Origin of the sequence: Solwaraspora sp. WMMD937 (assembly GCF_029581175.1) — a bacterium.
GTDB lineage: Bacteria > Actinomycetota > Actinomycetes > Mycobacteriales > Micromonosporaceae > Micromonospora_E.
On the sequence record NZ_CP120738.1, the window covers coordinates 6,344,048 to 6,366,938 of the forward strand.

At 67.7% G+C, this 22,891-nt stretch carries 24 protein-coding genes, 1 tRNA gene and 1 pseudogene; 7 read left to right on the forward strand and 19 right to left on the reverse strand.

Annotated features, from left to right (window positions below; translation table 11 throughout):
* Positions 1-38: 38 nt before the first annotated feature.
* Together O7621_RS27985 and O7621_RS27990 are read left to right on the forward strand one after the other, a co-directional pair.
* Entirely contained in the window at positions 39-320 is a 282-nt protein-coding gene (locus tag O7621_RS27985; protein WP_282231970.1) for an acyl carrier protein, read from the forward strand.
* A gap of 104 nt (positions 321-424) precedes the next feature.
* Complete coding sequence (locus tag O7621_RS27990) at positions 425-1,627, forward strand: GAF domain-containing SpoIIE family protein phosphatase (RefSeq protein WP_281551245.1); 1,203 nt, start codon at positions 425-427, stop codon at positions 1,625-1,627.
* A 219-nt stretch (positions 1,628-1,846) separates the two neighbouring features.
* On the opposite strand, the pseudogene O7621_RS29265 reads toward O7621_RS27990, so the two are convergent.
* Both O7621_RS29265 and O7621_RS28000 read right to left on the reverse strand, forming a co-directional pair.
* Positions 1,847-2,362: pseudogene (locus tag O7621_RS29265) on the reverse strand (iron transporter); the annotation flags it as partial.
* A 448-nt stretch (positions 2,363-2,810) separates the two neighbouring features.
* Entirely contained in the window at positions 2,811-3,356 is a 546-nt protein-coding gene (locus tag O7621_RS28000; protein ID WP_282231971.1) for a hypothetical protein, read from the reverse strand.
* Positions 3,357-3,586: 230 nt separating this feature from the next.
* Between O7621_RS28000 and O7621_RS28005 the strand changes: the two genes are divergently transcribed.
* Positions 3,587-3,659 (forward strand) — tRNA-Arg (locus O7621_RS28005).
* Positions 3,660-3,857: 198 nt separating this feature from the next.
* Here O7621_RS28005 and O7621_RS28010 read toward each other — a convergent pair.
* From O7621_RS28010 to O7621_RS28065, 12 genes are all read right to left on the reverse strand, one after another.
* Positions 3,858-4,679, reverse strand: a complete 822-nt coding sequence (locus tag O7621_RS28010) for a tyrosine-type recombinase/integrase (protein ID WP_282231972.1) — start codon at positions 4,677-4,679, stop codon at positions 3,858-3,860.
* 561 nt (positions 4,680-5,240) lie between these two features.
* Positions 5,241-5,426: a helix-turn-helix domain-containing protein gene (locus O7621_RS28015; RefSeq protein WP_123603208.1), complete on the reverse strand. Its 186-nt coding sequence runs from the start codon at positions 5,424-5,426 to the stop codon at positions 5,241-5,243.
* Positions 5,427-5,449: 23 nt separating this feature from the next.
* Entirely contained in the window at positions 5,450-7,303 is a 1,854-nt protein-coding gene (locus O7621_RS28020; RefSeq protein ID WP_348775268.1) for a replication initiator, read from the reverse strand.
* Positions 7,300-8,004: a DUF2637 domain-containing protein gene (locus tag O7621_RS28025; RefSeq protein WP_282231973.1), complete on the reverse strand. Its 705-nt coding sequence runs from the start codon at positions 8,002-8,004 to the stop codon at positions 7,300-7,302. Before O7621_RS28025 ends, O7621_RS28020 begins: the two co-directional genes overlap by 4 nt.
* On the reverse strand, positions 8,001-9,449 hold the full coding sequence (locus O7621_RS28030; protein WP_282231974.1) for an FtsK/SpoIIIE domain-containing protein: 1,449 nt from the start codon (positions 9,447-9,449) through the stop codon (positions 8,001-8,003). The genes O7621_RS28025 and O7621_RS28030 overlap by 4 nt, the downstream gene beginning before the upstream one ends.
* A gap of 7 nt (positions 9,450-9,456) precedes the next feature.
* On the reverse strand, positions 9,457-9,675 hold the full coding sequence (locus tag O7621_RS28035) for a hypothetical protein (RefSeq protein ID WP_282231975.1): 219 nt from the start codon (positions 9,673-9,675) through the stop codon (positions 9,457-9,459).
* Entirely contained in the window at positions 9,672-9,902 is a 231-nt protein-coding gene (locus O7621_RS28040) for a hypothetical protein (protein ID WP_282231976.1), read from the reverse strand. Before O7621_RS28040 ends, O7621_RS28035 begins: the two co-directional genes overlap by 4 nt.
* Before the next feature lie 218 nt (positions 9,903-10,120).
* Positions 10,121-10,546: a hypothetical protein gene (locus O7621_RS28045; protein ID WP_282231977.1), complete on the reverse strand. Its 426-nt coding sequence runs from the start codon at positions 10,544-10,546 to the stop codon at positions 10,121-10,123.
* A 126-nt stretch (positions 10,547-10,672) separates the two neighbouring features.
* Positions 10,673-11,398 (reverse strand): GntR family transcriptional regulator, encoded by a 726-nt coding sequence (locus O7621_RS28050; RefSeq protein ID WP_282231978.1) that lies wholly within the window; start codon positions 11,396-11,398, stop codon positions 10,673-10,675.
* A gap of 77 nt (positions 11,399-11,475) precedes the next feature.
* Complete coding sequence (locus tag O7621_RS28055; RefSeq protein WP_282231979.1) at positions 11,476-11,754, reverse strand: hypothetical protein; 279 nt, start codon at positions 11,752-11,754, stop codon at positions 11,476-11,478.
* Positions 11,751-11,996, reverse strand: coding sequence for a hypothetical protein (locus O7621_RS28060; protein ID WP_282231980.1), 246 nt, complete (start codon positions 11,994-11,996; stop codon positions 11,751-11,753). Before O7621_RS28060 ends, O7621_RS28055 begins: the two co-directional genes overlap by 4 nt.
* Positions 11,986-12,252 carry a hypothetical protein gene (locus O7621_RS28065; RefSeq protein WP_282231981.1) on the reverse strand — a complete coding sequence of 89 codons (267 nt, stop codon included), beginning with the start codon at positions 12,250-12,252 and terminating at the stop codon, positions 11,986-11,988. Before O7621_RS28065 ends, O7621_RS28060 begins: the two co-directional genes overlap by 11 nt.
* A gap of 349 nt (positions 12,253-12,601) precedes the next feature.
* Here O7621_RS28065 and O7621_RS28070 point away from each other — a divergent pair, with 349 nt between their 5' ends.
* The 3 genes from O7621_RS28070 to O7621_RS28080 are packed head-to-tail and all read left to right on the forward strand — an operon-like array spanning position 12,602 to position 16,472.
* Positions 12,602-13,822 carry a helix-turn-helix transcriptional regulator gene (locus O7621_RS28070; protein ID WP_282231982.1) on the forward strand — a complete coding sequence of 407 codons (1,221 nt, stop codon included), beginning with the start codon at positions 12,602-12,604 and terminating at the stop codon, positions 13,820-13,822.
* 24 nt (positions 13,823-13,846) lie between these two features.
* Positions 13,847-14,308 (forward strand): NUDIX hydrolase, encoded by a 462-nt coding sequence (locus tag O7621_RS28075; protein ID WP_282231983.1) that lies wholly within the window; start codon positions 13,847-13,849, stop codon positions 14,306-14,308.
* Between the two features lie 52 nt (positions 14,309-14,360).
* The gene (locus O7621_RS28080; RefSeq protein WP_282231984.1) at positions 14,361-16,472 is read left to right on the forward strand and encodes an AAA family ATPase; all 2,112 of its coding nucleotides are present in this window, start codon (positions 14,361-14,363) and stop codon (positions 16,470-16,472) included.
* A 424-nt stretch (positions 16,473-16,896) separates the two neighbouring features.
* Here O7621_RS28080 and O7621_RS28085 read toward each other — a convergent pair whose 3' ends face one another.
* The 3 genes from O7621_RS28085 to O7621_RS28095 all read right to left on the reverse strand — a co-directional run bounded on the left by O7621_RS28085 (position 16,897) and on the right by O7621_RS28095 (position 18,664).
* Entirely contained in the window at positions 16,897-17,493 is a 597-nt protein-coding gene (locus O7621_RS28085; protein ID WP_282231985.1) for a hypothetical protein, read from the reverse strand.
* Between the two features lie 544 nt (positions 17,494-18,037).
* Positions 18,038-18,235 (reverse strand): hypothetical protein, encoded by a 198-nt coding sequence (locus O7621_RS28090; RefSeq protein WP_282231986.1) that lies wholly within the window; start codon positions 18,233-18,235, stop codon positions 18,038-18,040.
* Positions 18,236-18,469: 234 nt separating this feature from the next.
* Positions 18,470-18,664, reverse strand: coding sequence for a hypothetical protein (locus O7621_RS28095; protein ID WP_282231987.1), 195 nt, complete (start codon positions 18,662-18,664; stop codon positions 18,470-18,472).
* Between the two features lie 155 nt (positions 18,665-18,819).
* Here O7621_RS28095 and O7621_RS28100 point away from each other — a divergent pair, with 155 nt between their 5' ends.
* Entirely contained in the window at positions 18,820-20,376 is a 1,557-nt protein-coding gene (locus O7621_RS28100; protein WP_282231988.1) for a trypsin-like peptidase domain-containing protein, read from the forward strand.
* On the opposite strand, the gene O7621_RS28105 is transcribed toward O7621_RS28100, so the two are convergent.
* Both O7621_RS28105 and O7621_RS28110 read right to left on the reverse strand, forming a co-directional pair.
* On the reverse strand, positions 20,377-21,618 hold the full coding sequence (locus O7621_RS28105) for a DUF1501 domain-containing protein (protein WP_282231989.1): 1,242 nt from the start codon (positions 21,616-21,618) through the stop codon (positions 20,377-20,379).
* A 1-nt stretch (position 21,619) separates the two neighbouring features.
* A complete protein-coding gene (locus O7621_RS28110; RefSeq protein ID WP_282231990.1) occupies positions 21,620-22,891 on the reverse strand; it encodes a DUF1800 family protein in 1,272 nt (423 codons plus the stop codon).

Genomic DNA, 22,891 nt, shown 5'->3' on the forward strand with positions numbered 1-22,891 from the left:
GGACGACGCCGAACAAGGTGGAGACGAAGGAGGATTCGGTGGACACGACGACGCTGCGGCAGCGGGTGATGGAGCTGGTCGACGAGGCGACCGGCGGCACGGTGCCGGTCGACCAGCTGGCCGACGGCGGATCGCTGATCGCGCTGGGAGTCGACTCGCTGGGCCTGCTCCGACTGGTCGACGCCGTCGAGGCCGAGTTCGGCGTCGAGGTGGAGTTCGACGGCCCCGGCCAGCGGATGGACACTCTGGACGACCTGGTGGCCGCAATCGTCGACGCCCGCGACGAGGCGGAGCCGGACCGGGTCGCCACCACCGGGTGACGAATCGGTCATTACCCGCCAAGGCACCGGCTTCGATACCTGTCCGACACGGCGTCACTGTCCGTCGGTGCCGGGTGAGCCGGCCGCTCGACTAGGCTGCGTTCGTGTCAGTCGAGGGTGGGAACGCGGACGAGCGCCTCAAACGCATCGAGGCGATCACCGACCCTGCCCTGTCCCGGCTGAGCTTTGACGCGCTACTGGTCGAGTCACTGGCCCGCACCGGCGGGCTGCTCGGCGCCGACTCCGCCGCCGTCTGCCTGCTCGACGCGCACTCCCAGCAGCTGGTCACCGCAGCTGCCTGGGGAATCGAGGCCGGCCACGAACCGCCGGCCCGGCTGCCGCTGGGGCGCGGGTACGCCGGCAAGGTGCTGACCACCGGTGACACGGTCATGCTGACCGACCCTGACGACGACGCGCTGGCGCATCCGGCGTTGCAGGGGCAGGGCATCCGGTCGCTGCTGGCGGTGCCGGTGACGATCGGCGGCTCGGTCGGCGGGGTGCTGCACGTGGCAACCCGACGACGCGGGCCGGCCTGCGACGACGAACATATGTTGCGGCTGCTGGCCGACCGGATCGCCCTGGCCGACCAGGCCCGCGAAAGCCAGGTCGACCGCGCCGCCACCCTGGCGCTGCAGTACGACCTGCTGCCCACCGAACTACCGGCGGTCGCCGGGCTGGAGTTCGCCGCCCGGTACGTAGCCGGCCACGACGCCGGGGTCGGCGGTGACTGGTACGACGTACTGCCGCTGCCGAACGGATGGGTCGGCGTGGCGATCGGCGACGTCACCGGACGCGGGCTGCACGCGGCCACCGTGATGGGCCGGCTGCGCAGCGCGCTGCGCGCGTACGCTCTGGAAACCACCGACCCGGCCGACGTGCTCGCCCGGCTGGACCGCAAGGTGCAGCACTTCGAGCCGGGCATGATGGCGACGGTGTGCTACGCGACGATCGACCCCACCCGGACGGTCGTGTCGGTGTCGACGGCCGGCCATCCGCCGCCGGTGATGATCGGCGCCGGCCACGCCGCACACAGTCTGCCGGTGCTGGCGGACCTTCCGCTCGGCACCCGCATCCACCGGCCACGCCGGGCGCGCAGGCACCCCCTCGAGCCCGGCGCGCTGCTGTTCTTCTTCACCGACGGCCTGGTGGAGCGGTGGGGGCCGACCATCGACAACGGCCTGCGTCAGTTGTGCGACTCGTTGGTCGCCACCAGCGCCGAAACGGCCTGCGCGGAAACAATGGGCGCGCTGGTGGACGGCCGACCGCTGGTCGACGACATCGCCATGTTGGCGCTCCGCCGCCGATAGCTGCAGTCGATGTCGCGGGCGCTACCAGCGGCCGATCGACGGCACCCCGGCGGCGTCATGCGGGGTACGGGCACTGGGATCGTCCGAGGTACGGGAGGCGGCAGCGGTGTCCGCCCAGTCGCGTGGGCCGGCACCGTCCCCGCCGATCGTCGGGGCGTCGGCACCACGGGGCTGCGCGTCCGGGCTGGTCTTGCGCCCGTTCGCGAACGTCACCTGGTCGAAGCGCACCTCGACCGGAGTCGCGTACCGCTTACCGTTGACCGGGTCGTGCCGCATGAACTGCGGCGGCGCGATCCGGACCGTCACGTCGTACGGGCCGGGACCGGGCACCGAGGCGTTGCCGCCATAGTGGTACAGGAACGGGTGCCACAGGAACGGCAGGCCGGCGGTGGCGACCGGTTGACCGTTCCGGCTGACCGTGATCCGCACGTCCAGACCGGGGATGAACCGGCCGTCGGCGGCGTCCGCGACCGCGACCTCCAGATGCACGTTCGCATCCGGGGCAGCCTCCCGCCAGACCAGCTGACCGCCGGAGAACTCGTACATGCCCTCCGCCTCCTCGTTGACGAACGCCACGAGGTAGTCGCCGGCCAGTTGGCTCAGCGCCCCGTCCTCCTCGGCCATGGCGCGCAGCGCGCCGCCGTACGCCTGACCCTGCCGCCGGGCGACGGCGAGCTGCTCCTCGGTGGCCTCGTTGCTGGTCCGCATGGGCGGCTGCGCGGCTGGTGTCGTCATGGTGACCCTCCGGGTCGATCTGCTTGCGTCCCCTGGTTGGAGGTCTACCCCGCAACGGCCCTGCTATTACTCACCCCACCGACAGATCGGTGGCCCGGTGGGCAGCACCAGTCACCCGCCGGTCAGAGGGCTGGTGCGCTGCCGTGTCGTTGCCGCTGTGCTGCCACTGCCGAGTCAGCCTGGCGACCTAACGACGCCTGCGGGCCGGGCCTCTCACGACCGCGTCAGGTCAGCGGGATCTGCCGCATCGTGGTTCGGGTGGCTGCGTAGATGAGGGTCGCGGCTCGGCGAGGCAGCGCGATGGGACACGGGGGGCGTTGGCGTTTGTGGATGACCGTGCCAGGGTCGCCGGGATGGGTGACGTCGGAGCGGAGGCCGGCGAGGACGCGCGCAAGGCCGAGGAGGTCGGCATCGATATAGAACCGGACCTCGGCAGGTTTGATCCTGCTCACGCGGCGCGTTGGGAGTTTTCGTACGCCAGCGCCCACCGCACGTCGGGCACGTCGAGTTGGTACGTCTCGGCAATCTCCTCGACGCCCAGCCCTGCCTCGTCCTGCTCCCAGAGCACCTCGGTGCTGACCCCCTTGATCGATGGCCGACCGAACCGGACATCTGACAGGATACGGACCGGGGACTGGGGGTTGGGGTCCGGTCGCCAGCCGGCAGCGACATCGCCGTCCCAGGTGACCCGCTCGACGAACGCCGCCGACGGAGGAGTGAGCAGCAACTGGTTACCGACTGCGGCCACCAGGCAGTATTCCGGGTCGAGACCAGCCTCCGCCTGAGCTTGCAGAACGAGTTTTCTTGCCGGCGACGTACGGTCGGCGGTCGGCGAGTGGGTAGGGCACCCCGAATCCTCCCGGAGCAGGTCGATGAACGCCCGCAACTCGACCATCGGCACCCGGTGGGTACGGCGGTACTCCCGCAACAGCCCGGCCTCGACGAACTCGGCCCACGTGACCGAACGGGTGCCGCGCGGCTCGGTGCGTAGCACGGGTTTGTGCCGGCGTCCCTTACGCTCGTCGCCCAGGGTATGCCAGACGGCCTTGTGCGACGCCTTCGTGGCTGTGCCGCCCGCGTAGGGCGGACCGCCGGCCGCAGACCGGGATTCGTGTGCTGGAGTTGTGGTCCTGGCCTGGGAGAACGGGGGCGGGTGACGTGGGTGAACGTGGGCGACTCCCTGCCATCCAAGGTGAACCCCAGGTCGCTAGACTGGGCCCTCGCGCCCTCGTAGCTCAGGGGATAGAGCAACGGTTTCCTAAACCGTGTGTCGCAGGTTCGAATCCTGCCGGGGGCACCCCAGAGATCAGTGAAAACGCCAGCTGACCAGCGCGTACGCAGATCCGTCGATGATCCACAACATGCAGCCGGATGCCACCGGAAGCCGCCGTTTGTCGCCAGCCACGGACTATTCACGGATTGATCTTGAAGGCGTTTCCCCAGGTCACACCCGGTGCCCGGAGCAAGATCCGGACTGGCGGCCGACACCGCGAGCCTACCCACCGAAGCCCTCCAACGCGTCGCCGATCCGCTGGTTGACCGTCGCCTCCTGGCCGTCGATGCACTTCGCGTACACCTTCAACAGCACATCGACCGAATGCCCGGCCCGCTCCGCGACCTCCGTTGCCGGAGCACCGGCGTTGAGCCACAGCGACACCGCCGCGTGCCGCAGGTCGTACGGCCGACCCGCCAACGGCGACGCCACCTGATGCGGAGTCAGCGCCAACGCCCGCGCCTCCTCCCACACCCGCGAGTACGTGGACGCCGCCACGACGTTGCCCCGCTCACTGCGGAACAGCCGGCCGTCGTCCGCCACGCCGTACCGGTCGATGTGCTCCCGCAGGATCGTCACCAGCTCCGGAGGGATCGGCACGCCGCGTGACTCGGCGTCGGCCCGATACTTGAGCCCGCGCCGATCGTGTGCCTCGCCGCTGTCGGTCCACCGCTTGCCGGACTGCGGCCGGTTGTCGACCAGCGTCAGCCGACCCCACCCAGTTGCCGGAAGGTGGCAGTCCTGCTCACGCAGGCCCAACGCCTCACCGGGCCGCAGCGCCGCGAGGTAGAGGCAGGCGAAGAACGCCACCAGGCGCTCACCCTTGCGGACCCGACCCCGCCGCCCGACGTACGTCAGCGCGGTCAGCAGCTCCGCCGCCTGACGCGGGTTGACCACCACCCGCCGGTCGACCGTCACCGCGACCTTCTTGCGAGTCGACCGCACCCGAAGCTTGTCGACCGGGTTGAAGTCGAGCAGTTCCAGTTCCACCGCGTACTGCAGGACGTTGTAGAGCACCGACCGCTTCCGGCGGACCGTCGTCACCGCAGCCGCCCGCCCGTCGAGCGTCAGGGCCAGGACATCGAGAGCGCCCCGGACCGTCGCCGCCTGCCCCAGTTCGACGAGGGGCAGCGAAGCAACGGCGCAGCCAACGCGCAGCGGGCGCCAACTCCGGCGGGACGTCGGATTGCCGAACAGCCGGCGGCAGCAGGTGATCCACCAGCACGCGCCGCAGCTCCCCCGGCCCAGGTCGGCCCAACAGGTCCCGGACCAGGGCCGGAGTAACGGTGGCCAACGCGTCGACCAGGCTGGCCCGCGACTTTGCAGCCGCACCGGGCCACTTCATGTCGACGTAGGACTGAACGAACTCAAGCCAGGTCTGCGCCTCCTTGGCCGCCATCATCGAATCAGGCAGGCCGGTCACCGAGTCGAACGCCTCGCCCCGGTTGATGGCCTGCATCAGGTCCGACCGGAAATTGTCGGCAAGGGCACGGGTGGCGAAGTTCCGCGACTTCTCCCGGCCGCCGACGACCCACCGGACGGTGTACGTCTTCTTCCTGCCGCCCTTGTTGACGCGGATGTCCCACACCCGCACAGCGCGGGACTTCACGCCGCCTCCCGGTGCCGTTCGAGCCAGGCACGCAGGTCACGCCGGCCGATGCGCAGCTCACCGTTCGGGAGCTTGATGCACTCCGGGGCGATGCCCAGCTCACGCCAGCGGTAGAAGGTCCGCCGAGAAACGCCGTTGAGTGCGCTGAGTACCTGAGGGACGGTCAACAGCTCGTCGTCCATTGGGGTGGTTTCCTCCGAGGGGTTCAGGCTGCGAGGGTCAGGGGTCGAGTCGTTGCCGGAACAGCGCCGGTGGCGCGTTGTCGGGCGTTGGTGAGGGTGGTGCGCCAGCGGATGCGTTCGGAGACGGCGCGCAGGATGCGGTGTTGCAGGGGCGGGACGTCGGGGTCGTCGGGTCGGGCGAGTTCGAACCGGTAACGGTCCGGGTTGTCGACCTGCCCGTCCGCCTGCCCGCCGTTGCCGTCGTTGCTGTCCGTGGCGGCCTGGTCGTCGGTGTCGGCGAGGTTCCCGGCGAGAATGGCCCGGACCCAGGCCCGGTTGTCGGCGCGGTGGTCGGCCAGGGTCTTGCCGGACCACTGCCGGGAGACCAGCACCCGGCGGCCCGTGAAGCCGAGGGTCGCCCGTTGGTGGACCTTGCCGGTGCAGCGGCCGGGGGTGAGGCCGGGTTTGGCCTTGTCGGGTTGGACGCCGTAGAGCAGCCAGTTGGCGCAGGTCGGCGAGCACGGGAGTACGGAGAGTTCGGCGTGGAGCCGGTCGAAGTGCGCCTTCTGCGGGTCGGAGCGTGGCCGGGCCTGGTCGGTCAGGTCCTTGGTGACGTACTTCGTGACGTAGCGGATGGAGCGTTCCGCGTCCTTGGTGCCCTGGTCGATACCGCGTGCGTCGATCCGGCCCAGCCGGGCGACGTACGCGGGTGGGGTGCCGGGTTCCTCCAGCTCATCGAGCGCTTCGCCCCAGGTGGGTAACGGCTCACGGGTCTTCGGGTCGACGTACGCCTGTTGGTCGACGTCCCACACCGGCGGTTTGTCGACCCCGTAGACGGGCTGGTCGAAGCGCGGCCACCACACCTGGTGATACGTCGCGGCGGCGATCTGCTTCAACAACTTGCGCGGCAGCGTCCCCCGGATCGCGAAGTGTGCGTGTGGGGCGAGCCGGCGTTGCAGCTCGACGGCCCCGGCGTACTGGACGTTCCAGCCCGCCGCCCGGCGCAGGTTCTGCCACCACCGGTCCAGCACCCGGGCGAAGTGGATCGAGTCCAGCGCGGCCCGTCGGTAGTCGTAGCTGTCCGGATCCACCGGCGTACTGAGCAGCGGATCGTGTGGTTGGTGGCGTTGCCCGCACTCGCACGGCACCACGTATCCGCCGCGCCGGAAGTGCGAGTGCACCGGGCCGTGACTGTCGAGGGTGAGCGTGAGCAGCATCGACGGCCGATACGTTTTGCCCTGCCGGCCGGTGTAGGCGCGGCCGACCGTACGCGGGTCGACGGGCAGCCGGGGCAGGTCCGGGGTGTCCTGGCGTCGGCGGGTCGACCGGCGACGCCGAGGCCGCTCATCCCGCTCGACCGGGGTCAACCGGCCACGCAGGTTCGATTCCGCCAACGCGGCGTCAACCTCGACGATCGCCGCATCGAGATCCGCGACCTGCGCCGCCCGCGCGTCCGGATGCATCGGTTCGTAGGCCAGGGCGTGGCGTTCGAATTCGAGGTGTGCCCGCAGCCGGACCAGCGACAGCACGTCCTCACCCGGCTTGTCCGGGCGGACGGCCGGTTCGTCGGCCAGGTGCCAGCCTTCCCGGATCTGCTGGATACGTAGACGCCGGCCGCGTTCCGCGCACGGCTTGCACTTCGCGGCAAGGGTCGCCCCGCAGGGCACTTCGACGACGTCGGTACGGCCGGTCACGGTGTCGGTGCGGCGCAGCACCACCGGCCGCACGCACACCTGATGCTGCTCCGCCAGCTGCCGTAGCGCGTCTTTGGCGAGGGGTTGGCGCATCCGGGCCGCCCGCGACCCCGGACGCGGCACCACCGACAGCGGCGATGGCGCGTTGTCCGGGATCGGAGCGCCCACACCCGCCGGCCGGTTCGCGGGTTCGGGGTGAGTCACTGGTCAGCCTCCACACCAGCCATCGCAGAGCCGTTACGGGTCGGGAACCCCGCCACCGGTACCGGCACCACACCCCGCCGCACACCGGGGACAACCGGGCGGACCGGTTCGGCCATCGGCGCCTGGTCGACGCCCGCGACCTGGTCAACGGGCCGGGCAGCCGGGACGGGCACGACCGGGGCAGCATGGTCGGTGTCGACCTGGTCGACAGCAGCCGCCGAGGGGTTGCCCGGCTCGACGACAGCAGCCGCCGGCCGCTGGTTGTCCGGCTGGTCGACACCGGCTGGGCCGGGGGTGGCGGGTTTGGTGGACAGGACGAGCTTCGACAGGCCGAGGAACGCCAACGCCGGCACCGCCGACAGCAGCCAGCCCGAGATCCCCGGCTTGGCGACCGCGAGTTGTGCGGCCAGGGACAGGCAGACCGCGCAGACGAGCAGGAACATCGGGTAGCCGACCGGCCCACCGGTGCGACGCCGCCGCCGGATCGTCAGCAGCGCGGCGAGGGGGATGAGTTCGCTGATAGCGGCGTTGGCCCAGCCGAACCACTCCCCCGTACCGGGCGGGGAGTTGTCCATCGTCCAGTCGTGGACGTGGGTGAACGACGCCGCCCCCGCCAGGCCACCGACGACGAGCAGGATCAGCACCAGGACGACGCCTTCCGCCCGCTCCGCGCGGGTCGGCCCACCAGTCGTCGGCGTCATGCGACCACCCCCGGCACGCCGCCAGCGCCGTTGTCGGTGTCGGTGTCGTCGAGGTGCCGGTAGGTCCGGCCCAGGCCGCGAATGTCGTCGTCGGACAGGTAGGCGAACCGGACCCGGACGGGTTCCCGCACACCGTCGAGGACGACGTAGCCGACCCCCGGCAGCGTCTCCGGAACCCGGTCACACACCGCACCCCGGTCACGGGCACCGTCGCCGAGGACCATGTCAGCCTGCTCCGGCTCGGTCATCCGCAACGCGATCCGCGTCGGGAACAGATCCCTAAACGGCAGCACGTCCTTACGCGGGTCCTGCAACGCCGCCACCACATGCACACCCACCGCCCGGCCCTGCGACAACAACAAGCCCAGGGCTTCCTTGATGCGGTCGCGGACCTTGCGGTCCGTCAGATAGGCGGTCAACGCCGCCAACTCGTCGACGACCACGACGATCAACGGCTCATCCCGGCTCGGCGTGTGCTGCCGGGTCACCCCGCGCAGCCGGTCCGCCCGCAGCCGCATCCGTTTCACGGCCTCTTCCAGGACGCCGGCCATGGTGTCAGGGTCCTGGTAGCAGAACCGGGCGAACAACGGCAGCCCCGCCGCCAACTCCATACCGCCCTTCGGGTCGAACACCCACAGCTCCACCAAGCCGGAACGGACGCCGCCGGCCAACGCGGAGATCAGCGACCAGATCACCGACCCCTTGCCGGAGTTCGTCGCCCCCGCCACCAGCACATGCGACCCCGCCAGCCGCAGCCGATACGGCTCCCCGCCCTCCTGCACACCCAGCGGCAGGCCGGCAAGGTCGGGTACGGCCGGGACCGGCAGCGGCGCCACCACCCCGGCGAGGGGATCCCGGCGGGTGAACCGCACCGCCACCAGATCCGGCCGCACACACCCCGACGCCCGCGCTTCGCGTTGGTGGAAACCGTGCGCCAACCGGTCCGCGTTACGCGCCCAGTCATCCGGCACCTGCCCCGGCAGCATCCGCACCGTCACCGTGTCCCCGAACCGGTCCGACACCACCCGGACCAGACGCGGCACATACCGGACCCCGTCGAAGATCACCGCCAACCCGCACGTGGCGGTGACCGCGACCCAACGACGCCGGTACACCCACAACCGACGCCACCGCCCCACGACCGGGTACCAGCCGAACCGCCACCACGACCCCGGATGCAGCCGCCACCACACCACGCACACCCCGGCGAGGCCGGCGGCGACGGCGGCCAGGACCAACGGCCCCCACTCCACATACACCCACCCGACCGCCATGGTCGGGCCGGAAATCCACCAGTACCGGACCGCCAACACCGTCAACCGGACCAGGCCACGGGCCAGCCACCACACCAGGAGCAGCCAGCCCGGCAACCGCCACGACGGCAGCCGCACGTTCATCGGCGCGACCGGGACCTTCTCCCCCGGAATGATGTTGATCAACGGCATGACGTCGTCACCGCCCCGACCAACGGACCGGGCGACCCAGCGTCGCCATGCAGGTCCGGCACGCCATGTGCAGCAGATCGAACCGACGCGGACGCACCCACCGCCCGCAACGCGGACACCGGATCTCATCCACCAACGCCGGCAGATCCCGCATGCCGACCACCCGGCGGGCCACCGCCAGCCAGGACCACAACACACCAGCGAGCAGACGACGACGCCACGTCACGCCGACCACCCCCGGCGGATGCGGTTGGCCTGTTCACGGGCGATCTCGGCCAGGTCGGACGCCTCACCGGCGAGGTCCGGCGACGACGTCTCAGCGGCAGCCCGGCCGAACAGGTCGGCTTTCCGGTCGTACCAGGCAGCCCGCTCCTCGGCGGACGCCCGCCAGGTCGGCCGGCTGTTGAGCAGCGCCGCCAGCTCAGCGGCGAACGACCGCGTTCCGTCAGCCACGGTCATCACCGCCCGCCGGCTGGTCGAGGAAGACGACGAGCGCGCAGGCGTCGCAATACCGCCGTGGCTCGCGGCGGTCCGGCCTGTGCAGGGCAGGGTTCATTAGCATGGGCGTCACAGCCCGGCCCCCTTTCACGAGGGGTTGAAGGGTTGGGAGCGCGGGACGGGCCGGGACTCTTGGCGGGGAAACGGCCCGCCCCGCGTGGAAGAGGGAGCGGTCAGGCAGCGGCGGGAGCGTGAGCCGAGGCCGGCTGCATGCCGGTGGCCCGCAGCGAGTACGCCATCCGCGCCCGGCACTGACCCGACGCCCGGCACCGGTGCGAATCCACGTACGGGGTCAGGGTCAGCCCGTCGAACTCCACCGCCGGCGGATACCCCGGCACGGTCGACGGCGGCGGCACCGGACGCTGCCCGGCGACGATCTTCACCTTGACCTCAGTGGACCGACCGAACTTGCCCGCCTCAGCGTCCAGATCCAGCACCCGGACCACCCAGACCCGCTCACCGGTCTCCTTGTCCCGCGCCTGGTTGTCCGCCTCGCCACGCCGGTCGAAGTCGACCTGAGCATCGACGCCGAGGAACAACGCACCGGCGGGGAACACGTACTCGAACGGGACCGGGACCTTGATCGACGCAGGAACCACGACGTAAGCCTCCTAGCTGGACCAGATGTCCGCCTGACATCCGGTTGAGCTTACAAGTTACGTCAGCCTGTCAACACAAGCCAAGGTCGAAGTCTGATCATGCAGATAGTGAGAACGTTCGACCAGTCAGGACAGCGGGTAGGTGTCCTCGATCTCATGACGGCTACCGGGAAGCACCAGCACTGACGCCATGATTGGCTCACCCGACGCCCGGTGCGCGGTGATGACCACGCTGAAGACCGACTCGTCCGCCGAGACGTCCAGAGCGTCCGCCTCGTCCGCACTGACCCGCCGCGTGGTCATCCGCTCGGTGGCGTAGTCCGCCCGTAGTCCCTTGTGTCTAGTGATGTGCTCGATCAAGCTACCGACGATCGGCTGCGGGTTGACGATCTCCGTGCCCACAGCGATGTCGACCGGCACGAACGTCGAAATCAGGTCAACCGGGCCGAACTGTGACACCGTCCGGCGACGCCGCTCGTAGACGGGTGTTCCGTCCGGGACGTTCAACGCCGCAGCGACACGCGGCGACGCCAGCACCGGCCCGACATGCAGGATCTCTGTTTCGGCGCTCTCGTCCAGCTCGACCGCGTCCCGCGCGTACTGCGGCGAGGTGCGACCCGAGGGCGGTCGGCCACGCACGAAGCTGCCCTTGCCCTGCTGCGACTCGATCCAGCCGTCCTGCTTCAGGATGCCCAGAGCTTTGAGGACGGTAGGACGGGAAACCCCGAACTCCGAGCACAACTGGTTCTCTGACGGCAGCACCGCGCCCGGCGCGTACGAGCCATTCTCGATGCGCTCCCGCAGCGTGTTCAACACGCGCAGGTATTTCGGCGTCGGCGCTTCGTACGCCATCGCGGGCCACCCCACCATCGAAGATCACATGTCAAGACAGGAGCCTAAAGGCACGCAGCATGACGGGACAAGTACGGTCAGCCGTTCGGCGTGCCCGGCCGGGACGACCCATGCCACCAGCCGGACCAGGATCCCAGGCGCTCGCCGATCAGTTCGGGGAACGTGGCACCCGGCCGCCGTCGAGGCAACCGCCGGTAACGGCCGAAGATTCGCAAGGCCGCCCGCCGTGCCGGGCACGGACCTTCATGCCCGCATTCCAGACAGCGATCGTCGTTGACCGACGGAACATGCAGATCGAGCAGAGTTTGCGCCGCCGCGAGCGCCTTCCGCGCGTCAGCGGACAGGTACGTCGTCACGACTGCCCGCCGTCAGCCGCGAACATCGACGCCCGCACGAGGACCAGGGCGTGATCCCCGGACCGGCCGTCGTGCAGCATCTTGACGCCTTCCAGCCAGATCCACTCGTGGCCCTCCGGACGGTTGGTCACCAGCCGCACCCCGGTCACCCAGATCGAGACCGGCCCGTCGGTCGGTCGGAACCGGTCCTGCGCGGTCAGCCGGACCACGTCCCCCAGCCGCACCCGAAGGTCAAACGCCACGGTTCCTCCCCACTACGTTCGCCGTCCGCACCGACACCGGCCGCAGCCCGGCCACCTGGACGAACACCTCACGCCTATCCAGGGCTTGACCGGCACCGTCCAACACGTAGCCGGTGAGCCAGGCCCAGCCGTGGTACGTCGGGCCTTCGGACACCGAGATCACCCGCAGCACCAGCGCGCGATCCCCGGCGAACTGCACCGACGCCCGGCCATCGATCAGCAGCACCGCGCCGGGCCGCGCCACGTGCCCCCTCACGACTGGACAGGCACCGGGACGGGCGGGCATTCAGTCGGCTGCCGTCGTCCCGTACAACCAGGCGCCAGCACCCGCCCCGGTGCCCAGCTCACGCGGCCGACTTCCTCGAGCCGGCGCAGTCCACGCACGACCGACGCGCCAACGCCTGACCGCGACCCGCACCCCTGGCGACCCTCTGAAGGTCCGACCGTCGGGTGACGTACTTCCACCCGGAGCCGGCACAGGAGGGGCAGTTGCTCGCGTTGTGCTCGATCATGAACACAGGTTGTGGCACAACCGGCCCATCAACCCGGAAAATCGTTCCGGGGTACCACAGCCACAGCGCGGGAGGATCATCACCATGCGCGGGATGAACATGTCACTGACCATCGGCGAACGCGTGGCCTGGTACCGCCGCCGCCGAGGACTTTCCCAAGAAGTCCTGGCCGGACTCGTCGGCCGTACAGCCGACTGGCTCGGCAAGGTCGAAAACAACCGGATCGACCTCGACCGCCTATCGGTGATCAAGGCCCTCGCTGACGTCCTTGACGTCGGACTCGGTGACCTCCTGGCCGAACCGACCCTGCTGGATTGGACCGGCGACAGCGGCACCAGCACCGTCCCTGCTCTCCGGGCAGCGCTCACCGACTACCGCGCAGTCACCCAGCTCGCCGGGAACGGCAGCCGTGACGAGGCACCCGACACGGCAGACGTCCGACGCCAGGTCGACGACCTGTGGAGCGCCTACCAGGGCTCCCGGTTCGGCTACGTCACCAGCGGCCTACCCGCGCTGATCAACAACGCACACGCGGCAGTCGACGGAAGCGACGGCACCGACCAGGACCAGGCCCGCCAGCTGCTCGGCCTCACGTACCAACTCGCCGCAACACAGCTCACCAAACTTGGAGAAGCTGACCTCGCGTGGATTGCCGCCGACCGCGGATTAGCCGCCGTACGGCCCACCGGCGACCCCGTCATCATGGGTTCGCTGTTCCGCTCGGTATCCCACGCACTGCACTCCACCGGCCGCTACCGCGAAGCCGTCCGCCTCACCGAAGACGCAGCCGCCTACCTCGCGCCGCACGTCGGCACCACCGCAAGCCCGGCCCTGCTCTCCGTCTACGGAACGCTGATGCTCGCCGGATCGATGGCCGCAGCCCGGTCCGATGACGCAAGCACCACAAGGACCTTCTTGACTGCCGCCGAAGAGGCCGCCGCCAGGCTCGGGAACGACGCCAACCACCTCTGGACAGCCTTCGGCCCCACCAACGTCGCCATCCACCGGGTAGCCACCGCCGCCGAACTCGGAGACATCCAGGTTGCCGTAGACCTTGGACCGCGCATCGACACCAGCGCGCTACCGATGGAACGCCGGATACGCCACGCCCTGGAAGTCGCCCGCGCCCTCAGCTCATGGAACCGCACCGACGAGGCGCAAGCCATCCTCCTCGACGCCGAGCAGATGGCACCCGAACAGGTCCGCCACCACTACCTCAGCCGGCAACTCGCCCTCACCTGGGTACGCCGGCAGCGCGGCAAGCCCTCGACCCAACTCGTCGGCCTCGCCCGCCGGTTGAACGTGCTCGACTGACCCACCCCGTCTACCCTGCCAAGGGTGACCGAGCCCGAGACACCGCCCATGGCGACCCCACGCGTTGCCGCTGGCGCACTCTTCTTCGACGACGCCGGCCGCATCCTCCTCGTTCGGCCCACCTACAAGAACCACTGGGACATCCCCGGCGGCTACGTCGAACCCGGCGAGTCACCCCGCGCCGCATGCGTGCGCGAGATACACGAGGAACTCGGCCTAGTGATTGACGTGGGGCCTCTCCTAGTCGTCGACTGGGCCCCAGCACCGACCGAAGGCGACAAAATCCTATTCGTATTTCACGGGAGCCGGAACTACAAGCTGAAGCCGGAGGACATACACTTTAACGATGGCGAGATTTCTGACCTATCCTGGGTTTCAGATGCAGACCTAGACTCACATGTCCCAGACCGACTCGCGAGACGAATACGAACCTCATTCAAGGCACACGCCGCCAACACTGCGATATACGCAGAGAACGGCGAGTAGGAAAGCCACATCAACCCCATCACAAACAAACAGAGAAGCCAAGAAGACGCAGATGCGATTCAGGTCAATTAAGATCCAGAACTTTCGAAGCATTGAGAATTTCGAAATTGACAAACTCGGAGACCTTGTAGTAATCGCAGGACCCAACGGCTGCGGGAAGTCTTCAGTCCTAGACGCAATTCGGCTACTCAAGTCATCATACGGTGGCTACAAACCAAACGAATGGAAGAGCTGGTTTCAAGAATTCAACCTAGACATCAATAAGCCATGGTTCGCAGACCGCCTCCTACGTGATAGATCCAAGCCGCTACACATTTCAGCCTCTATCGAGCTTGCCAAAGCGGAGATCGACTTCATCCAGGCGAATCTAGTTGATCTAATCGCAGAGAAACTCTGGCGGGAAAGCCCTGGTCACCATATATCGGCAGCAACCGGGCGCTCGCTACCACAGGACCTCCGAGAGCAGCCGCGGATCATTCGTAGAGCGGAATCTCTTGCCGCTGAAATGAGGAACCAACTCTCCAGGCAGTCTCACGAGTTGGCACTAGAGGTCTCACCCAAGGGAAGCCTTATCCCCCTAGAGTCGCCAATCTTAGAGCTCGCCTTCGGGACCTATCTGCCGGCAAGTCTAGGAATATTCGAGTTTCAAAGCGCCTCCCGGACCTACATGCGCGAGAAACTAAACAACATCAGCCTTGATCTGCAATCAAATATTGATCGACAAAGAGATCAGACCCTTTACGACTCGCAAGCAAAATATCGGTCGATCAAAAGCCACCTCGTAACAGATTTCCTACACCGACTACTTTCGAAGGGTGGCGCGCAGGCAGATCGAGGCCCGAGTCTTAACGCCACCGTCACCGAGCTATTCCAGCAATTCTTCCCAGCCAAGGTATATCTTGGCCCCGAGGTCGATCCCCATGGGTCGATTCAGTTTCCGGTACGACTTACCAACGGAGATTCGCACGATATCGACGAACTAAGTTCCGGCGAAAAAGAGATCGTGTACGGATACCTCCGACTGAAGTCGGCAGGACTAAAGAACTCCGTAATACTCTTCGATGAGCCGGAGCTCCACCTGAACCCCGCGCTTCTCCGCCATCTCCCCGACTTCTATCACAAACACCTAGGCGTCGCAGAGAATAACCAGATATGGCTGATCACACACTCAGACGTCATGCTCCGCCACTGCGCCGGGCATCCTAAGTATAGCGTCTTCTACATGTCGGATTCTTCGCAGCCAAAGCCAACGCAAAATCAAGCAACGCCAGTGCTTCAAGATAGCGAGCTGGCAGAGGCGACACGGGCGCTAGTCGGAGATCTTACAACTTATCGCCCCTACAGCAAGGTGGTAATTGTTGAGGGCGAGGGATTCGATACAGACGTCATATCGAGATTGTTCCCAGAGTTTGCACAGCAAGTGAACATCGGCGCCGCCGGAGACAAGAAGAAGGTAAGGGACCTAGCCTCTCACTTACGGCGAGTCGCCCGGAGGCTTGGCCTTGGCGACCAGGTCTTCTCAATCTGCGACAAAGACTTCGACATAGGAATCAGCACCGGAGCCACCAAAGAGTACCACTGGGACGTCTATCACATTGAAAACTACTTGCTTGAACCAAGGTATATCCTGGCCGCCCACCGAGCGCTACTCGGCATTCAGAGTAAGTACTCCAGCGAGGAGGAAGTGTTCGGCGATCTTCTCAGGTGCGCCAAACAGAGCATTGGAGTGATCACAGCAAAGAAGCTTCAAAGTCTCGTTAACAACCAAATCGTCGATCAGATCAATATTGGAACCGACCCGCAAGCAGAGAATCCAGTACCTGCCTTACTGAAGTCGATTGAAGCATCAAGGTATCGCCTATCAAGTAAGCTCGACGTCATTGGCCAATCTGCTTACCTCGAGCAAACCAGGGACTCAATTAGAGAAGACCTACTATCCAAAATACGGGAGGGGAGTTGGATTTCAGAGTTTCCGGGACGGAGCATTCTAACTCTGTTCACAAGAGACCACGTTCCCCGCATTGCATATGAAGGATTCCGAAATGTAATTATCGACAAGATGGCCGAATCTGGACACCGACCACGGGGGATGCAGATTGTCATCGAGCGAATCCTTGAAGAACCATCGGATATCCCCGATGACATTCCTAGGAAGTGGGCGTGACAGGCTGGAAGGCCTCACCAGTCGCTCCACGACCAAGCGATAAGGACCCGGCACCCATGCCAACACGACCTGCGCGGACCCTCCCAGACGAGGAGGGGTCGCAGGCGAGGGATCACGGGGGACGGCGGTACAGCCCCACGCGCTGCACTTGCGCTGCACTTGCAAGCTCTGCCGAGTTGTTCTCTTCTGAATCAAGGCGGCCCGCAAAGCGGCCGCGCTGGCCGGCCCGGCCTGCTGGCGACCTCCGGCCGGCATCGGCCCGGGCCGGCCAGCCACACTGACGGACAACCATGAAGACCTCAGGGCCCGCCCCGAACCCCAACCCTCCTCAGAGATACCGTCGCGCGAATCACCTCGCCGGGCACCACAAGGGGTACCAGCTTCCCCAGACGGGGACTGCCCGACGAGGAGATCCGCAAGGATTTCAGGCGGTGACCCAGTTGATCGTCAGGCCAATGGGGATCGAGAGGATGGCACCGAAGACGAAAAAGAGGACCTGGTCGCGTCGTCCCTTCTTCTGTAGCGCCACGATCTCGGCTTGAAGACCGCCCAGAGTTTTGGCGACCTCGTCCCGTTCCTCTGCCATCTGCCGTTGAAGGTCAATGTGGGCTGAAGTTATAACGCTATCCACTAGGTTTCGAACAGCCCTAGCCTCTTCTTTGCGCAGGGCTGCTAGCTGCCGGTTCTGCTCCTCTTCGGCCTGCAGTCTCTTCACAGCAGCCGCGCGCGTATCTATCTCAGCCTCAAGCTCCTGAACCAGCTGTCGCGACTCTCGCAACGCGTTCATCAACCGCTCGACTCGGTCCTCCGTCGAATCCTCGGCCCATGAGATATAGAGGTCTCGACCGGCTTGGACAACCTGTGAGGTACGCGAAACCTCCACCTTGAGGTGCTCTGCCGATCGCTCAGACGAGCGACGCAACGTGAAGAATCCACCGAGGCTCGTGAGGATGCCCAGAACACCCGTAAGAGTCCCGGCAACCCAACCCGCAAACTCCACGGTTACCCAGTCGATGCTCATACTGGAAGCGACTATCAAGACCCCTCCCAAGGGCCAGTCGGGTGCGCTTAGCCCTTCACCGTGCCCGCTACGTGCCCGTTCAGACGGTCGATCAGGGGTAGCGGCGGTTGACAGTGGCGGGAGACGCCGAAGGCCCTGACTTGCATTTCGCAGGTCAGGGGCCTGTCGCTCCCTAGTGACGGGTAGAGGATTCGAGCCTCTACAGCTTTTGTGACGGATTTATAGTTCGGCCCTACCCGCACGGTAGTCTACGCGCTTGGTCATGCTGCTAAGAACCCGCGTGAGCGAGTCAGCCAGGCCATGGGGAGGCGTGACGATCGCGAGGGCGGTCGGCCGCCGCCGAGGCCGGGGCGATCGGCTGCCGCGCCGCTACGCGGCTTGCCACCGGTCAACGTGGTCCAGGTCGCGGGCAACCGCCGCCACGGCAAGCCGCCCCGGCCCGAAGGCCGGGGCGGTAACCCGTACGGCAGCGGCCAGCCGCGCCCACTGGCAGGCGATGCGTTGACAGGTGGGGCAGCGACGGCGGGTTTCGGGAGGACCAGACTCAGGCGGGTTCAGCTCGACGGGAGGCGTACAGGTCGGCGAGGAAGTCATCCAGCTCCTCATCCGACTCGAACAGGTCCGGCCGGGCAAGGTCGTCGATGGAGGCGACCGGGCGCACGCCCTGATGACGCGCCAGCTCCTCAGCCGGCACGTGCTCAACGGTCGGCAACTCGGACATCTGCTCGGCGTTGCTCGACATCCCGGTTCACCTCCTCGCGGCTCTCGACCACGTCTCATCCTCCCCCACCGGACCCGCTGGCAGGGTTCCCCGCGTCACGGACCATGCACGGACTGATCTTGAACGTCGGCGGCTGAGTTCGCCGCGCCGCCGCAGGTCAGCGCCCCAGATGCCATCCGATCCGAATTCCATTCCTAAACCGTGTGTCGCAGGTTCGAATCCTGCCGGGGGCACCCCAGAGATCAGCAAAAACGCCTACTGACCAGCGCGTACGCATATGGCGGTCGTAGGCAGCAGGATCTGCAGCCAGCCGGACTCGGCCCGTACGCCCCAGAGCCGCTCAGCGTCGGCGTCCGCGCGGTCCTGCGCCGCTTCCAGCTTCGCAAGCTCGTCCGCGCCCCAGCGGCAGCGCCACCTAGCCCAGGGCAGCCGCCAAGCACGCTCGATCATGAGTACACGTTGTGACGGCCGGCACAGCAGCCTGGAGAGTCGTTTCGGGGTGCCACAGCCAGAGTGCCGGAGGCCCGTCACCATACGCGGGTGTTTCGCGACTGGTGCGTAGGGTGGAAGACGCTACCAGCACCAGCCAACCTGTGAGTCCGAAAATGACTGTTAGGCGAGTTTCATCCCGTACGGTCGGTGCGGACGCGTCGTGGCCGACCGGCGTCGTCGCGTACGCGGCGGCGGTCGCCGTGGCGCTGGTGGTCCTTGTGACGCCGACCCCGGCGGCCGCAGCTCCGCCGTACACGCTGGATGAGCGTGCCCTGGCGATCGCCTCGCCGTCACTGGCCTACGTCGAAGTGGTCTACACCGGATACCTGCGGGACAAGCGGTCCAGCGCACCACTGCGCGCGTCGCCGATCACGTTCACCCGGCGGTGCAGCGGATTCGTCGTCGGCACCGGCGGCGAGGTGATCACCAACGGGCTCTGCGTTCGGCCGGCGAAGGACACCGCGGCGCAGAACGCCCTCTACTCGCTCGGACGCATCCTGATCGCGGAGAACTCTCTCGAGGCCGACGCGCTCGACCGCTACGTCGCCGACAACCTCCGCCAGAGCATCTTCACCGGCCTCGAAGCCGCAGACGAGCCGGACCATCAGGTGTACGGGCAGCTCGGCGTCGCGTCCACGGGCGGTCTGACGGAGAGCCCGGCGATCCCCGGCGAGGTGACCGAGGTGCTGGACGCCGACGCCGGCAACATCGCCCTGGTCAAGCTGGAACAGCAGAACCTGCCCACGGTCGAGCTGGCCTCGTCGGGCACCCTCGACCCGGGGGCCTCGTTGGTCGTGGTCGGCTACGCCACCGACGAGGTCGATCCCCGCACGGCGACGTACTCGCTGCGCTCCAAGCCGGTGAAGGTCATCGGTACCGGCACCCGCGGCTCCGCGTCGGTGTACCGGGTCAACGAGGACGTCGGCATCCACTCGCTCGGTGGGATGGCGATCGACACGAACGGCCACGTCGTCGGGGTGCTCGACAACGACCTGGAACTGCCTGACCGGGCGAACCGTGCGCTGGTGCCGATGCAAACCATCACCGCGCTGCTCGCCGAGGCGGGCGTCGACAACGCGTTGGGCGAGACCGATCAGCTGTTCCGCAGCGGGCTCGACGCCTACTTCGCCGGTGACTACGAGACCGCCATCAGCCAGCTCGGCACCGTCGTGGAAAACTCGCCGGTGAACTCGGTCGCCCAGACGTACCGGCAGAACGCCACCGAGCTGCAGAAGATCGAAGACAGCTTCTCCAGCGGAGCTGGCTGGCTGATCTGGGCCAGCGGCGCGGCCGGCGGCGCGCTGGTGATCGGGCTGATCATGCTCGTGGTGCTGCTTCTGCAGCGCCGCGCCCGCCGCCAGCTCACGTCGGCCGAGCCGGTGCCCCCGGCCGCGCCATATCCGTTCTCGCCGGCGTCCGGATACCCGGGCCAGCCCACTCCCGGGTACCCCTCGGCACCCGCCTATCCGGCACAACAGCCAGCGCGGGAATACCCGCCCGCACCCATCTACCAGCCGTCCGCACCTATCTACCAGCCACCCGCACCCGCTTACCAGGCGCCGCCTGCCCCGCGACAGGGGGCAGCGCCCGACGACCAGACGTGGCCCGACGACGAGGCGTTGCCCGACGAAGTCGGGCCCGACCCGCACGGGCCCGACCGCCACCACTAGCTACAGCGCGAGCAGCGACAGTGGCTTCGGCTGGTACCCCTCCAGGTAGCGGGCCGGATCGGCGTGCAGTACGGAGGCGAGCAGTGTGCCGAATACGTCCCGGAAGTCGGTGGTCGCCTTCAGGTCGCCGTCGTCCAGGTCGGTGAGGCTGGGCTGTCCGCCGTGGAAGCCTCCGACGACTCGGGAGCCGAGCACGAAGACCGGCCCGGCGGTCCCGTGGTCGGTGCCGTCGGAGGCATTGGCGCGCACCCGGCGGCCGAACTCACTGTAGACAACGACGGTGACGTCGCGCCCGGCCGGGCTCGTCGCCAGCCGGTCCATGAACATGGTCAGCGCCCCGTCGACCTCCTTGAGCAGCCGCTCCTGCGCGGGCCGTTCGTCGGCGTGCGTGTCGAAGCCGCCCAGGCTGACCGAGTAGACCTGGGTGGGTACGCCTGCCTCGATGCACCGGTGCACGAGCGCGAGTTGGGTGGCCAGTGACGTCTCACCGCCCGTGCCGGTGGCCGGGAGGTGACCAGGCTCGCCGGCCTCGAACGGCTGATCGGACTCCCGTACCCGTCGGATCAGGCCGTCCACCCGCAGGAAGTCGTGCAGCGCGGTCGCCGCCCGCGCCTGCAGGACGTCCTCGCCCCGCTGTTCTCGCCCGAGTGCGCGGACCATCTCCGCGCTGATCCCGGAGGGCAGTTGGGGTGCGCCGAGCGTGACGCTCGCTCCCGCCCGCGTCTCGCCCGCCAGCAGTGGCGGAAGCACCGGCTCGAAACTGACGGCCGCTTCCGGCGATGCCTGGATCCCGTCGAGCCAGCGCCCCACCCAGCCGGTCCGGATCGGTGTGTCGGGCGACCCTGTCTGCCAGATGTCCATCGACCGGAAGTGGCTGCGGTCCGGCCGGGGGTATCCGACGCCGAGGACGACTGCCAACCGGTTGTCGTCCCAGAGCCGCTTCAGTCCGCCCAGCGCGGGGTTGAGGCCGAGTACGCCGTCGAGGTGCAGCACCTCCTCGGGAGCGTAGGCCAGCTCCGGCCGGGCGGAGTGGTAGGCCGGGTCGGCGTACGGGATGACGGTGTTCAGCCCGTCGTTGCCTCCGTACAGCGTCACGATCACCAGCGTGTCGGCCGGTCCGGGCTCAGCGCCCTTGTCGCCCTTGGCGAGCAGCTCGGCGATGCCCAGGCCGGCTGCGGCGAGCGCACCGCCGCCGACCGCGCCGGAGGCCAGCAGGAACGTGCGTCGGGTCAGCGGATCCATGCTAGTTCACCAGGTATTCCGGGCTGGCCAGGCCGAGCGTGATCAGCTCTCGCGGTGTCGTCGCCTGTTTCAACGCCGCGTAGGTGCGGTTGGTCCACGTCGGAACCACGAGTACGTCGGCCAACCGCTCCACCGTGACCCACACGCCGCCGGCCAGCTCGGCGAGTACGCCGGCGAGGCCCAGCCTTACCTGGGCTGCCGAGGAGGTCAGCCAGGCGGTCCCACTCGGCCAGCCGGCCACACTCGGCGGCGCGAACGGCACCTGTCCGAGACCTTTGAGCCCGCTGACGACAGTGTGGAAGGCCTCGCCGGAGAGTCGCGCCGGGCGGATGCCGAGCTGCCGCATGGCTCCGACCAGCCACTCCATCGGCTGCTTCACCATCCGGTAGCGCCCCGAGCGGAACTGCTCGTCTTCGACCAGCGCACGCAGCATCGAGATGCCCACCGGGAACGCCGCGACCATCTTCCCCCGGGTGGACTCCGGGATCGGTTCGGTGGCGGACGCGTACCGGATCCACAGCCGCTCCGCGATGAACCGGGGGCAGGCCGGGCGGGCGGCGAGGTGGTCCACCAGCGAAAGCGCGTCGAACTTCGCGGTGGCGCCGAGGATGGTCTTGGGACCGGCATCGTGGTCCGTGGGCACGAAGATCGCCGTCGCCGGCACGCTCAGGTCGGTCTTCCAGCCGGTCAGTGCCCGGCCGGCCGCCTTGACGTCGCGTTCGCTGTACTGCCCGATGCCGAGCATGAACAGTTCCATCAGCTCTCGGGCAAGATTCTCGTTCGGCGCCCGTCTGGTGTTCGTGTGCCCGTCGAGCCAGTAGACCAGCGCCGGGTCGGTGACCAGTTTGCGGGCCATTGTGGTGAACGTCGGCGAGCTCCGTATCTTCTGGTGCTGTGCCAGCATGAACTGCGGACTTCCGACCTTCCGTATCGAGGTCGCCCAGTGCCCGTGCCAGAAGAACAGCAGCTTCTCGGTGGCCTGGTGGTCGGCGACGGTCAGCCGGTCGAGCCACCACCGGATGATCGTGTCGGTCTGCTGGCGGCGGAGCGCCTCCGCGGCGGCGCGCCGCTCGGCGCCCGGGTCGGGCAGATCGTCGAACGCGTCGGGGCCAAGCTCCGGCATCGGCGCCGCCGCTGCACCCCGGTCCTGCTCTCCGGGGTCCATCAGGCGCGCCACGGTGGCCGCGTATCCGGCCTTCGACGCGGCGGCCAACTCGGACGAGGTCGGACCGAACCCCACACGTCGCAGGAGCAGTGCGACGCTATCGTTCAT

Excerpts from the sequence above, each read along its gene's own strand:
- O7621_RS28085 (WP_282231985.1), bottom strand. The coding sequence starts at position 17,493 with ATGAGCATCGACTGGGTAACCGTGGAGTTTGCGGGTTGGGTTGCCGGG.
- O7621_RS28030 (WP_282231974.1), bottom strand. The coding sequence starts at position 9,449 with ATGCCGTTGATCAACATCATTCCGGGGGAGAAGGTCCCGGTCGCGCCG.
- O7621_RS28080 (WP_282231984.1), top strand. The coding sequence starts at position 14,361 with ATGCGATTCAGGTCAATTAAGATCCAGAACTTTCGAAGCATTGAGAAT.
- O7621_RS28070 (WP_282231982.1), top strand. The coding sequence starts at position 12,602 with ATGAACATGTCACTGACCATCGGCGAACGCGTGGCCTGGTACCGCCGC.
- O7621_RS28015 (WP_123603208.1), bottom strand. The coding sequence starts at position 5,426 with ATGGACGACGAGCTGTTGACCGTCCCTCAGGTACTCAGCGCACTCAAC.
- O7621_RS28090 (WP_282231986.1), bottom strand. The coding sequence starts at position 18,235 with ATGTCGAGCAACGCCGAGCAGATGTCCGAGTTGCCGACCGTTGAGCAC.
- O7621_RS28110 (WP_282231990.1), bottom strand. The coding sequence starts at position 22,891 with ATGAACGATAGCGTCGCACTGCTCCTGCGACGTGTGGGGTTCGGTCCG.
- O7621_RS28105 (WP_282231989.1), bottom strand. The coding sequence starts at position 21,618 with ATGGATCCGCTGACCCGACGCACGTTCCTGCTGGCCTCCGGCGCGGTC.
- O7621_RS28050 (WP_282231978.1), bottom strand. The coding sequence starts at position 11,398 with ATGGCGTACGAAGCGCCGACGCCGAAATACCTGCGCGTGTTGAACACG.
- O7621_RS28095 (WP_282231987.1), bottom strand. The coding sequence starts at position 18,664 with ATGATCGAGCGTGCTTGGCGGCTGCCCTGGGCTAGGTGGCGCTGCCGC.
- O7621_RS28100 (WP_282231988.1), top strand. The coding sequence starts at position 18,820 with ATGACTGTTAGGCGAGTTTCATCCCGTACGGTCGGTGCGGACGCGTCG.
- O7621_RS28025 (WP_282231973.1), bottom strand. The coding sequence starts at position 8,004 with ATGACGCCGACGACTGGTGGGCCGACCCGCGCGGAGCGGGCGGAAGGC.